We start from the raw sequence: 14019 nt of genomic DNA, 5'->3' as shown, positions 1-14019 counted from the left end.
CCGGTCGCACCGGGCGGCCGGGCAGGCTGCCGCAGGCGGCGAGCCTAAACTCGCGGCTTCCCCCGCCTGCCGCCGATGACCACCAAGCCACCCCCGATGAAAGCGCCTTCAAGCCGGCCGGACGGCGTCGTCACGCTGGAGCAGGTGGCCGAACAGGCGGGCGTGTCGCCCAGCACGGTGTCGCGCATCCTCAACGGCACGGCCGCCGTCAGCCAGGCCAAGAAGGACGCCGTGCAGGCCGCCATCCGCGACCTCGGCTTCCGCCCCAACCCGGTCGCCCGCGGCCTGGCAGGCGGGCGCACGCTGTCGGTGGGCGTGGTCACGCAGATCATCTCCAGCCCCTTCTACGGCGAGGCGCTGCTCGGCATCGAGCGCGAGCTGGAGCGGGCCGGCTACGTGCCGATGTTCGTGTCCGGCAACTGGCACGAGGACGACGAGCGCAAGGCCATCGAGACCCTGCTGTCGCGCCGTGTCGACGGCGTCATCGTGCTGGCCGGCCGGCTCTCCGACGCCGAGCTGACCAAGGTGGCCGACAGCCTGCCGATGGTCGTCGTCGGCCGCCAGCTCGAAGGGCCGCAGCTGTTCAGCTTCAGCTTCGACAATCGCCTGGGCGGCCGGCTGGCCACCCAGCACCTCATCGAGCAGGGCCACCGCCGCATCGCCTTCATCGCCGGCGATCTGATCCATGAGGACGCGGTGGAGCGCCAGAACGGCTACTTCGACGCGCTGGCCGCGGCCGGCATCGCGGTCGACCCCAACCTCATCGTGCAGAGCGACTTCACCGAGGCCGGCGGCATGCTGGCGGTGAGCCGCCTGCTGGAGCGCGACGGCCGCTTCACGGCGCTGTTCGCCTCCAACGACCAGATGGCCATCGGCGCCTGCCTGGGCCTGCACCGGCGCAACCTGCGCGTGCCCGACGACGTGTCGCTGGTCGGCTTCGACGACCTCATCATGGCGCGCTACGCCATGCCGCCGCTGACCACCGTGCGCCAGTCGGTCTACGAGATCGGCGTCGGCGCGGCGACGGCCATGCTGGAGCTGCTGCGCGGCGGCAAGCCCAAGGTGCAGCTGCCCGAGCCGGCGCTGGTGGCGCGCGAGAGCACGCGGCGCATGACGCGCTGAAGCCTCCGCCCTGGAGCCGGCGCCACCGCGGCGCCATGCCTTTTCCTACGCCGCTTGCGCGCTTGCGGCGTTGCCGGCACGCCGCACCAAGGGTGTTGCCTAGGTTGAAAGCGCTTCCAATCGCTTATTCTTGAAAGCGCTTTCAGCCCTTTCGGGGCCACCGCCACAAGATCACAACTCCGGAGACAAGAGAATGAGACAGCCTCGACCTGCCCTTCGCCTCACCACCCTGGCGGCCGCCAGCGGCCTGCTGTTCGCCAGCGCTGCGGTGCACGCCCAGACCGCCGCCGCGCCGCCCGCAGGCGCCGCCAGCGGTGCGCAGCAACTCGAAACGGTCATCGTGACCGGCATCCGCCGCAGCCTGGAATCCTCGGTCGACCTCAAGCGCAACGCCCATGGTGTCGTGGACGGCATCGTGGCCGAGGACATCGGCAAATTCCCCGACACCAACCTCGCTGAAGCCATGCAGCGCATCAGCGGCGTGTCCATCGACCGCTCGGCCATCGGCGAAGGCTCCAAGGTCACCGTGCGCGGCGTGGGCCCCGACTTCAACCTGGTGCTGCTGAACGGCCGCCAGATGCCGGCCTCCGCCATCAACGATGCCAGCGCCTCCGACTCGCGCGCCTTCGACTTCGCCAACCTCGCCGCCGAATCGGTCTCGGCGCTGGAGGTCTTCAAGACCACCCGCGCCAACGCCCCCACGGGCGGCATCGGCGCCACCATCAACATCAAGACCGCCCGCCCCTTCGATACCAGGCAGCAGGTCGCGAGCCTGGGCATCAAGCTCGTCAAGGACCAGTCGGGCCAGAACCTGCCCGACCGCCTCAAGGGCGACGCCGTCACCCCCGAGGTCTCGGGCATCTACAGCAACGTCTTCGCCGACGGCAAGTTCGGCGTGGCGGTGACCGGCAGCTACCAGCGCCGCGACCTGGGCTACAACCAGGCCGGCGTGTTCAACGGCTGGCACACGATTCCCGCCAACGGCGGCGGCTGGGGCGAAATCGCCCCGGGCAGCACGGCCGTCAACCGCCCCACCGGCAGCGGCGTCTACTCCACGCCACAGAGCATCGGCTACAGCTTCACCGGCGTGAAGCGCGAGCGCGTCAACGGCCAGCTGACGCTGCAGTTCCAGCCGATCAAGGAAGTGGTCGCCACACTGGACCACACCTACTCCGAGAACAAGCTGCAGTCCCGTCGCAGTGACGTCTCGGCCTGGTTCGGCTTCGGCCCGTCCAACACCACCTGGACCGATGGCCCCGCCGCCGCGCCGCTGATCTATTCGGAGATCGTCAACGGCGTCGGCACCGGCGACCTTGCAATGGGCTCGGGCCAGTTCGCCGTGAAGAACACCAACCACTCCACCGGCCTGAACCTGGCCTGGAAGACCACGCCTTCGCTGAAGTTCGAGCTGGACGCCCACCACTCCACCGCCGTGACCAAGCCGGACAGCCCCTACGGCTCCAATGCCGTGCAGGGCTCGGCGGTGTTCAGCCGCGGCACGACGACGGTGGACTTCAGCAACGACTTCCCGGTCTGGAGCCTGCCCGGTGCCACGTCCGACACGAGCCGCCAGCTCGCCACCGGTTCGTCCTACCGCAACAGCTACATGAAGTCCGACGTGGACCAGGTGCAGCTGCGCAGCAACTACAAGTTAACCGACACCTCCAACCTGGACTTCGGCGTCTCGCTGACGCATGTGAAGAACCGCACCGCCTTCGCGGTCAACGAGAACGGCAGCTGGGGCGGCATCGCCACGGCGGCGGACTACCCGGACGACCTCTTCACGCCCGACTCGATCAGCAAGTACTTCTCCCGCGTGGGCGGCAGCGGCAGCTCCGCCATGTTCAACAGCTTCAACACCTTCGACTTTGCCGCGCTCAACGCCATCGCGGCCAAGCTGGACCCGAACGGCAAGTACCGCGCGCCGACCGACTACACCCAGCCCGGCTCGGTCGACCGTCGCACGCAGGAGAAGTCGCAGAGCCTGTACGCCCAGTTCAACACCGAATGGGACTGGATCGTGCCGGTGGGCGCGGCGCTGGGCCTGCGCTACGAGCGCACCAACGTCACCTCCCGCGCGCTCGTGCCCACGGCCACGGGCATCTCGTGGCGCGCGTTCAACGAGTTCTCGCTGACCTACGGCCCGGCCAGCTTCACCGAGCTCAAGGGCAAGTACAGCTACGTGCTGCCGTCGCTGGACCTGGACTTCGAACTGACGTCCGACACCAAGCTGCGCGCCAGCTACGGCGAAAGCATCGGCCGCCCAGGCTGGGGCGCCATCCAGGGCGGCCAGACGCTCAACGAGGTGCGCGCCGGTGGCGGCAACGGCGCCCAGGGCGATCCGGGCCTGAAGCCCCTCAAGTCCAAGAACTTCGACCTCTCGCTGGAGCACTACCTCGACAAGGGCTCGTACGTCGCCGTGGGCCTGTTCCGCAAGAACATCAGCAACTACATCGGCAACACCATCGTCAAGGGCACGCCGTTCAATCTGCCCACGCCGATCGGCGGCACGCTGTTCAAGGAGGCCACGGCTTCGGGTTGTGCCGCGACGGACAACCCCTGCATCCGCAACTGGATCTTCACGAACCGGGCCACCGCCCCCGGCGTGACGCGCGGCGACAAGGACGCCCAGGGCAACTGGCAAGGCACCATCGTCGGCCAGCCGGGCGACCCGATCGCGGTGTTCGACATCACCGTGCCGGCCAACCAGCGCAACGACTACATCAACGGCGCCGAGGTCAATGTCCAGTACGCCTTCCGCAACGGTTTCGGCTTCTCGGCCAACTACACCTACGTGAAGTCGGGCCTGAAGTACGAGGACGCCAAGATCGGCGACCAGTTCGCGCTGGAAGGCCTGTCCAACTCGGGCAACCTCGTGGGCTTCTATGAGGACAACACCTACAGCGCCCGCGTTGCGTACAACTGGCGCGGCAAGTTCCTCTCCGGCCGCCACGATGGCCGCGAGCCCAACCCGATCTACACCGAGCCCTACGGCCAGGTGGACCTCAGCCTGGGCTACAAGATGAACGAGAAGCTCTCCTTCCAGTTCGAGGCCATCAACCTGACCGACGAGATCCAGCGCGCGCACGAGCGCCGCAAGGAGATCCTGCAGATGGTCACGCAGACCGGCCGCCGCTTCATGATCGGCGCGCGCTACAAGTTCTGACACCGGCTGGTTCGGCGGCCTCCCGTCCGCGGGGGCGCCGCCCTTGTTCGCCGATGGGCGAGGCCGCGCGAGCGGCCCTTTTTGTTTGAAGACCCCGCTTGTGAATACTCGACTGCGTCAAATCGTCGTGCTGGGCGGCGGCTCCGCGGGCTGGCTGGTGGCCGGCCTGTTGGCCGCCGAACACGGCGGGCCCGACGGTCCGCTGTGCATCACCCTCATCGAGTCCGCCTCGACGCCGCCCATCGGCGTCGGCGAGGGCACCTGGCCGTCGATGCGCGACACCTTGCGCCGCATCGGCATCTCGGAGGTCGACCTCATCCGCGAATGCGACGCCAGCTTCAAGCAGGGCTCGCGCTTCGACGGCTGGGCCAGCGGCCGCGAAGGCGATCGCTACCACCACCCCTTCACCCTGCCCACCGGCTGCGGCGAGGCTGACCTCGTTGCGGCCTGGCTGGCCGAACATGCCGACCGCCCCTTCGCCGAGGTCGTCTGCCCGCAAACCGCTGTCTGCGACGCTGGCTTGGCGCCCAAGCAGGCGGCCACGCCGCAGTTCGCCGCGGTGGCGAACTACGCCTACCACTTCGATGCCGGCAAGTTCAGCCAACTGCTGCGCCGCCACGCCGTCGGCAAGCGCGGCGTCCGACACATCGTCGACGACGTCGAAGCGGTGCTGCCCGCCGCTGATGGCAGCGTCGCCGCGCTGCGCACGCGCACCAGCGGCGACCTGGCGGCCGACCTCTTCATCGACTGCTCCGGCCTGCCCTCCTTGCTGATCGGCGGGCACCACGGCGTGCCGCTGGTCGAGCAGCGCGACGTGCTCTTCAACGATGCCGCCCTGGCCATGCAGGTGCCCCATGCCGAGCCGGACGCCCCGCTGGCCAGCTGCACCATCGCGACCGCCTGGTCCAAGGGCTGGATCTGGGACATCGGCCTGCCGCAGCGGCGCGGCGTCGGTGCCGTCTACGCCAGCCGCCACGCGACGCAGGACGAAGCCGCCGAAGCGCTGCGCCACTACCTGCGCGCCACGGGCGCGCCACAGCCGCTGCCCGCCATGCGGCCCATCAGCTTCACGCCCGGCTACCGGGAACGCTTCTGGGTGGGCAACTGCGTGGCCATCGGCCTGTCCAGCGGCTTCATCGAGCCGCTGGAAGCCTCGGCCCTGGCCATGGTCGAACTCAGCGTGCAATGGATCAGCGAGTCGCTGCCTGCCGACCGCGCCGCCCTGCCCACGCTGGCACGCCGCTTCAACGAGGTGTTCGCCTACCGCTGGCGCCGTGTCATCGACTTCCTGAAGCTGCACTACGCGTTGAGCCAGCGCGACGACAGCGCCTACTGGCGCGAGCACCGCGACCCCGCGAGCTGGCCCGAGGCGCTGCGCGAACTGCTGCCGCTGTGGCGCGAGCGCCCGCCGTCGCGGCTGGACCTGGGGCGCATCGATGAGGTGTTTCCCTGGGCCAGCTACCAGTACGTGCTGTACGGCATGGGCTTTCGTCCAGAATCGACCGCGAGGCCCGCGGCAGCGCAGGCCGCCGCACCGCATCTGCAGGCCGCCGCTGCCCTCTCCCGTCGCATGCTCGGCGGCCTGCCGAAGCACCGCGCCCTCATCGACCACATCATCCGCAGCGGGCTGCCGCACATCTGATGACCCAACCCGCCCAGCTCGACAACGTAGCGCACGCCGGCCTGCACATCCACACCGGGCACGGCGCGCGTTTCGGCGACGCCGTGCAGTCCGCGCTGCTGGTGCCCGAAGAGTTCCGCAACGCCCAGGCCCATTACCCCATCGTCTTCCAGAAAAGCGCCGACGGCACCCAGTTCAACGCCGTCGCGCTGTTCGGCCTGGAGCCGGGCCAGAACCTCTTCCTGTCCGACGGGCAATGGGACGCCCACTACCTGCCCATGGCTGTTGAGCGCCAACCCTTCCTGATCGGCATGGGCGAGCAGGCGCTGATGATCCAGGTCGACCTGGCCAGCCCCCGCATCGCCGCGGGCCCCGCGGCCGGCACGCAGGCGGTCTTCCTGCCCCACGGCGGCAGCAGCGATTTCCTGGACCGCATCAACGCCCTGCTGCTCGCCCTGCATCACGGCATGCAGCAGATGCGCGAGCTCACCGCGGCGCTGCTGTCGCTGAACCTGCTCGAGGCCTTCGTGCTCGACATCGAGCTCGAGGACGGCAGCGAGGGGCGGCTGTCGGGCTACTACACCCTTCACGAGGAGCGCCTCGCGGCCCTGCCGGGCGAAGCACTGGAGCGCTTGAGCCGCGCCGGCCATCTCGTGCCCATCCACATGGTGCTGGCCTCGATGTCGCGCTGGCGCGACCTCATCGACCGACGCAACCGCCTGATGCAGCCAGCCTGATGCAAGCCATCCGCGAACGCACCGGCCTGAAGCCGGCCGACCTGGGCGACGACATCCTCACGGCCACCGAGCCGCTGGTGCTGCGCGGCCTGGTGCGCGACTGGCCCGCCGTGCAGGCCGGCCTGCAATCGCCCGAGGCGCTCGCCGGCTACCTGCTGGGCCATTGGCGCGACGCCACCGTCGGCGTCATGCTCGCGCCGCCCGAGGCCGGCGGCCGGCTCTTCTACAACGACGACTTCACCGGCTTCAACTTCGAGCGCAAGGTCGGCCGCTTCGACGTCGTGCTGGGCTCGCTGATGCAGCTGCTGGGCGCGCCGCAGCCGCCGGCCCTCTACATCGGCGCGACGAGCGTCGACACCTGCCTGCCGGGCTTTCGCGCCGAGAACGACCTCGGGCTGGCGGTGGACGACCCCATCGTCAGCTTGTGGCTGGGCAACCGCAGCCGCATCTCGGCCCATTTCGACCTGCCCGACAACGTCGCCTGCGTCGTCGCCGGCCGGCGCCGTTTCACGCTGTTCCCGCCCGAGCAGATCGACAACCTCTATGTCGGCCCGCTGGACTTCACACCCGCGGGCCAGGCCGTCAGCCTGGTCGACTTCCACGCCCCCGACTTCGACCGCCACCCGCGCTTCCGCGAGGCCCTGGCGCACGGGCAGGAGGCCGAGCTGGAGCCGGGCGATGCCCTGTTCATTCCCAGCATGTGGTGGCACCACGTCGAGGCCCTGTCCGCGCTGAACCTGCTGGTGAACTACTGGTGGCGCCGCACGCCCGACTACATGGACTCGCCCATCAATGCGCTGATGCTGGCGCTGCTGACGATGCGCGGCCTGCCGCCGGAGCAGCGCCGCAGCTGGCGCCATCTGTTCGACCACTACATCTTCGACGACGGCGACCGCGCGGTCGCCCACATCCCCGCGCACGCCCGCCATGCGCTGGCGCCGCTGGACGACGCGGGCGCCCGCGCGATGCGCGCCCACCTCCTCAACCGATTGAAGCGTTGACCATGCAACACACGAACGCCCCCCTGCGCACCGGCCCCGTCCGTCGCGTCGTCATCGCCGGCGGAGGCACCGCCGGCTGGATGGTCGCCGCGCTGCTGTCCAAGGTGCTCGGCAAGGGGCTGGCGATCCGCCTCGTGGAATCCGACGAGATCGGCACCGTCGGCGTCGGCGAAGCCACCATCCCGACGCTGCTGACCTACCACCAGCTGCTGGGCATCAACGAGCAGGAGTTCATGGCCGCCACGCAGGCCACCTTCAAGCTCGGCATCCAGTTCGAGAACTGGCGCAATGTCGGCGAGGACTATGTCCACAGCTTCGGCCTGACCGGCAAGGACCACTGGACGGCTGGCTTCCAGCACTTCTGGCTGGCCGCAAGGCAGCGCGGCGAGCAGCGCGTGCCGCACGGCGACTACGGCGACTATTGCCTGGAGCTGCGTGCCGGCCTCGAGAACCGCTTCGCGCACCTGCCGCGCAACGGCCTGAACTACGCCTTCCACCTCGACGCCTCGCGCTACGCGGTCTTCCTGCGCGGCATCTCGCAAGGCCATGGCGTGCAGCGCATCGAGGGCAAGATCGCCCAGGTCCTGCAGCATGACGATGGCGACATCCGCGCCCTGCGCCTGGCCGACGGCAGCGAGGTGGAGGGCGACTTCTTCATCGACTGCACCGGCTTTCGCTCGCTGCTGCTCGGCCAGACGCTGGGCGTGGGCTTCGAGGACTGGTCGCATTGGCTGCCCTGCGACAGCGCCGTCGCGGTGCAGACCGCCTCGGTCGGCGAGGCCGTGCCTTACACCCGCTCCATCGCGCACCCGTTCGGCTGGCAGTGGCGCATCCCGCTGCAGCACCGCGTCGGCAACGGCCTGGTGTTCGCGAGCCGATACCTCGGCGACGACGAAGCCAGGGCCATGCTGCTGCAGAAGATCGAAGGCGAGGCGCTGATGCAGCCGCGCGTGCTGAAGTTCACCCCTGGCCAGCGCGACGTGACCTGGAAGCGCAATGTCGTCGCCATCGGCCTGGCCAGCGGCTTCCTGGAGCCGCTGGAGTCGACCAGCATCCACCTGATCCAGCGCGGCATCACGCGGCTGATGCAGTGCTTCCCGGCGGGCGGCATCCACCAGACCGACATCGACGAATACAACCGCCAGGTGCGCGACGAGATCGAGCACATCCGCGACTTCATCATCCTGCACTACAAGGTGACGAACCGCCGCGACGCGCCGCTGTGGCAGCACTGCGCGGCCATGGACGTGCCCCAGTCCCTGGCCCACCGCATCCAGATGTTCAGCGACACCGCGCGCGTGTTCAAGGCACCGCACGAGCTGTTCGGCGAGAACTCGTGGATCCAGGTCATGCTGGGCCAGGGCCTCACGCCCGGTGCCCACCACCCGACCGCCGACCTGATGGGCGACGACGAGCTGGGCCACTTCCTCGGCGAGATCCGCAAGCAGGTCGCCCGCCAGCTGGTGCAGCTGCCGCGGCACGAGGACTATGTGCGCAGCTATGCAGCGCCGGTGCAGCCGCAGGCGGCCACGGCCTGAGGCTGCACAAAGCTGCTGTGATGGGCCACGGCGGCTGCGGCCCGGCATGTCGTTTGCCGCAAGGGCCGATCCCAACCCCATGGCGTGCCGATGAAACCGTCCGATCCCACCGATGTCATTCGCGTCGTGGGCGCGCGGGAGAACAACCTGCGCAACATCAGCGTCGACATTCCCAAGAAACGCATCACGGTGTTCACCGGCGTTTCGGGCTCGGGCAAGTCCTCGCTCGTCTTCGACACCATCGCGGCCGAGTCGCAGCGGCAGCTCAACGACACCTTTTCCACCTTCGTGCGGCACCGCCTGCCGCATCACGCCCAACCTGACGCCGATTCGCTGCAGAACCTCTGCGCCTCCATCGTCATCGACCAGCGCCGCCTCGGCGGGAATGCGCGCTCGACCGTCGGCACGGCCACCGACATCCTGGCGCTGCTTCGGCTGCTGTTCTCGCGCATCGGCCAGCCCTTCGTGGGCTACGCCAACGTCTTCTCGTTCAACCACCCCGACGGCATGTGCCCGCGGTGCGAAGGCCTGGGCAAGGTCGACACCGTCGACGTGGAGCGGCTGTTCGACCGGCGGCTGTCGCTCAACCAGGGCGCCATCCGCTTCAGCGCCTTCGCGGTGGGTGGCTACCGATGGAAGCGCTACGTGGCCAGCGGCCTGTTCGACAACGACAAGCCGCTGAAGGATTTCAGCGACGCGGAGTGGCAGACGCTGCTGCATGCGCAGGATGTCCCGGTCAGCAACCCCGGGCCGGGCTGGCCGCCGACGAGCCGCTACGAGGGCGTGCTGCCTCGCATCCGCCGCAACTTCCTCAGCCGCAACGTCGACGAGATCAAGGGCCTGGACCGCGCGGAATGGGATCGGCTGGTCACGGCAGGCCCGTGCCCGCAATGCCACGGGGCGCGCCTCAACGACAAGGTGTTGAGCTGCCGCATCGACGGCCGCAACCTGGCCGACTGGTGCGCGCTGGAGGTGGCCGAGCTGCTGCCTATCGTGCGCACTGTCGATGCGGCTCTCGCGGCCACGCTGGTGCCGGCGATCGCCTACCGGCTGCAGCACGTGATCGACATCGGCCTGGGCTACCTGAGCCTGGGCCGCGAGACCACCAGCCTGTCGGGCGGCGAGTCCCAGCGCGTGAAGATGGTCCGGCACCTCGGCAGCAGCCTGAGCGACATGAGCTACATCTTCGACGAGCCCAGCGTCGGCCTGCACCCGCGGGACGTCGCGCGCCTGGGCACGCTGCTGCGCCACCTGCGCGACAAGGGCAACACCGTGTTGGTGGTGGAACACGACCCCGATGTCATCACGATGGCCGACCACGTCATCGACATCGGGCCAGGGGCAGGGGACGCCGGCGGCCGGGTGGTCTTCGAGGGCAGCGTCGCGGCACTCCGCGAGGCCGACACGCCGACGGGCCGCTGCCTGTCGCGCCCCGTGCGGGTCAACAGGGCCCCGCGCGCGCCGACGGGATGGCTGCCCCTGAAGCATGTCAACCTGCACAACCTGAAGGACGTGAGCGTCGCCATCCCGGAGGGCGCGCTCACCGTGGTGACCGGCGTCGCCGGCTCGGGCAAGAGCAGCCTGATCAACGGTGCCTTCGTCCGCGCCTACCCCGAGGCGGTGTGCATCGACCAGGGCGCCCTGGGCGGCTCCCGTCGCTCGAACACGGCGACCTACACGGGCATCCTCGATCCGATCCGCCAGCTCTTCGCCAAGGCCAACGCGGCCAGCGCGTCGCTGTTCAGCGCCAACTCGGGCGGTGCCTGCCCGGTCTGCAAGGGCCTCGGCACCACGGAGACAGACCTTGCATTCATGGAACCCATCGTCAGCATCTGCGAGCGGTGCCGGGGCCGGCGCTTCACGGACGAAGTGCTGCAGTACCGCCTGCGTGGCAAGCACATCGGGGAAGTCCTGGCGATGCGGGTCGCCGAGGCGCAGGCCTTCTTCGACGAAGACGACATCCGCCCGGCGCTCGACCGCCTCGACGAAGTCGGGCTGGCTTACCTCTCGCTCGGTCAGCCGCTCTCCACCCTGTCTGGCGGTGAGCGGCAACGCCTGAAGCTGGCCACGGAACTCGGCCAGTCCGGCCGGCTCTATGTCTTCGACGAACCCACCTCCGGGCTGCACCTGTCCGACATCGACCGCCTGCTGCGGCTGTTCGACCGGCTCATCGAGCGCGGCGCCGCGGTCATCGTCATCGAACACCAGCTCGACGTGATCGCCCGCGCGGACTGGCTCATCGACATGGGGCCGGAGGCAGGACAGGCGGGAGGGCGGGTCATGTTCGAGGGCACCGTGGCCGACATGCTGGCCCGGGGTTCGAGCGAGACGGCTGCGCATCTCAGAAGACATGTCAGCCGAACAAGGGATGAATGAAATCCCCCACACGCTACAGGCCCGTTCGGGTCGGCTCACAATGGCACCCATCATGAAGTTCAACCACACGATCCAAGCCCGCCTCGACACCTGAGACGCCCTTCGACCGTGTTCGGAAGGCGCCACGCCTTCCGGTCCCACCCACCCCGGCAGGCTCGCACCTCCCGGGGTTTTGTTTTTTGCCGACCTGAGTTCACGCCATGCGCACGCGCACCTTCGACAAGCTGATCGCCACGATTCCCGAGCGCCGGAGCGCGGCTTCGTCGCGTCTGCGCTTCGGCGTCCTGCCTTTGCGCTAGCCCTGCCAGGTGGTTTCCGCCGGGGGCTGGCAACAGTCACCGCATCAGGAATCCACCATGAACTCGAACAACTTCCGCAAGCTGCGCAACATCGGCGTCATCGCCCATGTCGACGCCGGCAAGACCACGACCACCGAACGCATCCTGTTCTACACGGGCGAGAACCATCGCATCGGCGAAGTCCACGACGGCGCCACGACGATGGACTTCGACCCGCAGGAACGCGCCCGCGGCATCACCATCCACAGCGCGGCCACCACCGTGCACTGGCAGGGCACGCAGATCAACCTGATCGACACGCCCGGCCACATCGACTTCAACCTCGAGGTGCGCCGCTCGCTGCGCGTGCTGGACGGCGCCATCGTCGTCTTCGACGGCGTGGCAGGCGTGGAGCCGCAGACCGAGACCAATTGGCGCCTCGCGGACGAGTACCGCGTGCCACGCATCGCCTTCGTCAACAAGCTGGACCGCGTCGGCGCGGACTTCCAGCGCGTCGTCGCGTCCCTGCGCGAGCGCCTGGGCGTGCGTGCACTGCCGCTGCAGCTGCCCATCGGCACCGAGGGCGAGTTCCGCGGCGTCGTCGACCTGTTGACGATGCAGGCCCTCGTCTGGGACCGCGACGACGCCACGGCCCCGCCGCGCGTGGACGCCATCACGCCCGAGCTGCTGCCCGCCGCCCAGGCCGCCCGCGCGCTGCTACTGGAAGCCGCCGCCGAGCAGGACGACGCGCTGCTGGACGCCTGGCTGCGCGGTGCGGCGCTGCCCGTCGACGACCTGCGTACGGCGCTGCGCCGCGGCACGATCGCGGGCGCCTTCGTGCCCGTGCTGGCCGGCTCGGCCTTCCGCAACCGTGGCGTGGAACCGCTGCTGGACGCCGTCGTGGCCTACCTGCCTGCGCCCGCTGAAGCGGCTGGCGCCGCTCCGGCCGATGGCCCGCTGTCTGCCCTCGCGTTCAAGCTGACCGCCGACGACCACGGCGCCATGGTGTTCGTGCGCGTCTACAGCGGCGGCCTGAAGCGTGGCGATACGGTCTTCAACGCCAGCACCGGCAAGCCCGAGCGCGTCGCGCGGCTGTACGAGATCCATGCCGACCGGCGCGTCGAGCGCGACGAACTCGTCGCGGGCGACATCGCGGGCGTCGTGGGCCTGAAGGACACGCTGACCGGCCACACGCTGGCGTCCACCAAGGACGCGCCCGTGCTGGAAAGCATCGCGGTGCCCGAGGCCGTCATCGACGTGGCCATCGAGGCGCGCAGCCAGGAAGGCACCGCGGCCCTCGCGAAGGGCCTGGGTGTGCTCGTGCGCGAAGACCCGTCGCTGCGCCTGCGCCAGGACGCCGACTCGGGCCAGACGCTGCTGTCCGGCATGGGCGAGCTGCAGCTGGAAGTGGCCGTCGAGAAGCTGCGTTCACGCTTCGGCGTGGAGGTGCAGGTGGGCCGCCCGCAGGTCGCCTACCGCGAGACGATCACGGCCGCGGCCGAGGTTCGCCACGTGCACCGCAAGCAGAGCGGCGGACCCGGCCAGTTCGCCGAGCTGACGCTGCGCGTGACGCCGCTGCCGCGCGGCACGGGCATCCGCTTCGAGAGCACGGTGGTGGGCGGCGCGATCCCGCGCGAGTTCATCCCGGCGGTCGAGGCCGGCATCCGCAAGGCCGCCCAGGCGGGCCCGTTCGCGGGCCATCCGCTGTTGGACTTCGAGGCCGTGCTGGTGGACGGCAGCGCCCACGTGCGTGACTCGTCGGCGCTGGCCTTCGAGCTGGCGGCCGCGACCGCGCTGCGCGAGGCGGTGCTGAAGGCGGCGCCCGTGGTGCTGGAGCCGGTGATGGCCGTCGAGGTCATCACCCCGGCCGAAGCCCTGGGCGACGTCATCGGCGACCTGCTGCGCCGCGGCGGCCAGGTGCAAGGCCAGGATGCGCGCGGCAACGCGACCGTCGTGACGGCCCACGTGCCGCTGGCGCGGATGTTCGGCTACATCGGGCAGCTGCGCGCGCTCAGCTCGGGGCGGGCGCAGTTCACGATGCAGTTGAGCCATTACGCCGAAGCACCCGCCCGGGCGGCACTGGCGGCCTAAAAAAGGGCCCCTGGCAACAGCCAGGGGCCTCAAGGTCTCGCCGTCGTCGTGGGCGCAACCCCACGCGACGGAAGACGCCAGGAAGAGTT

8 protein-coding genes are annotated in these 14019 nt (G+C 69.5%); all 8 read left to right on the top strand.

All coding sequences use genetic code 11. The features are described 5' to 3' along the window. Positions 1 to 96: 96 nt before the first annotated feature. The 8 genes from ASD35_RS09955 to fusA all read left to right on the top strand — a co-directional run bounded on the left by ASD35_RS09955 (position 97) and on the right by fusA (position 13930). Positions 97 to 1122, top strand: coding sequence for a LacI family DNA-binding transcriptional regulator (locus ASD35_RS09955; protein WP_056874978.1), 1026 nt, complete (start codon positions 97 to 99; stop codon positions 1120 to 1122). Positions 1123 to 1315: 193 nt separating this feature from the next. Next, positions 1316 to 4288, top strand: a complete 2973-nt coding sequence (locus ASD35_RS09950; protein ID WP_056874780.1) for a TonB-dependent receptor — start codon at positions 1316 to 1318, stop codon at positions 4286 to 4288. A gap of 100 nt (positions 4289 to 4388) precedes the next feature. Then, on the top strand, positions 4389 to 5930 hold the full coding sequence (locus tag ASD35_RS09945) for a tryptophan halogenase family protein (RefSeq protein ID WP_056874977.1): 1542 nt from the start codon (positions 4389 to 4391) through the stop codon (positions 5928 to 5930). Then, the gene (locus tag ASD35_RS09940) at positions 5930 to 6646 is read left to right on the top strand and encodes a SapC family protein (protein ID WP_056874779.1); all 717 of its coding nucleotides are present in this window, start codon (positions 5930 to 5932) and stop codon (positions 6644 to 6646) included. Before ASD35_RS09945 ends, ASD35_RS09940 begins: the two co-directional genes overlap by 1 nt. Further along, positions 6646 to 7647 (top strand): cupin-like domain-containing protein, encoded by a 1002-nt coding sequence (locus ASD35_RS09935; protein WP_056874778.1) that lies wholly within the window; start codon positions 6646 to 6648, stop codon positions 7645 to 7647. The genes ASD35_RS09940 and ASD35_RS09935 overlap by 1 nt, the downstream gene beginning before the upstream one ends. Before the next feature lie 2 nt (positions 7648 to 7649). Next, positions 7650 to 9185 carry a tryptophan halogenase family protein gene (locus ASD35_RS09930; RefSeq protein WP_056874777.1) on the top strand — a complete coding sequence of 512 codons (1536 nt, stop codon included), beginning with the start codon at positions 7650 to 7652 and terminating at the stop codon, positions 9183 to 9185. A 90-nt stretch (positions 9186 to 9275) separates the two neighbouring features. Then, positions 9276 to 11561, top strand: a complete 2286-nt coding sequence (locus ASD35_RS09925; RefSeq protein WP_056874776.1) for an excinuclease ABC subunit UvrA — start codon at positions 9276 to 9278, stop codon at positions 11559 to 11561. A 356-nt stretch (positions 11562 to 11917) separates the two neighbouring features. Then, entirely contained in the window at positions 11918 to 13930 is a 2013-nt protein-coding gene (gene fusA, locus ASD35_RS09920) for an elongation factor G (RefSeq protein WP_056874775.1), read from the top strand. The last annotated feature ends 89 nt before the right edge of the window (positions 13931 to 14019 follow it).

Source organism: Pelomonas sp. Root1444, from assembly GCF_001426885.1.
Taxonomy (GTDB): Bacteria; Pseudomonadota; Gammaproteobacteria; order Burkholderiales; family Burkholderiaceae_C; genus Pelomonas.
The sequence above is the reverse complement of the archived record's forward strand: the minus strand, read 5'-3'. Positions and strand labels throughout refer to the sequence as shown.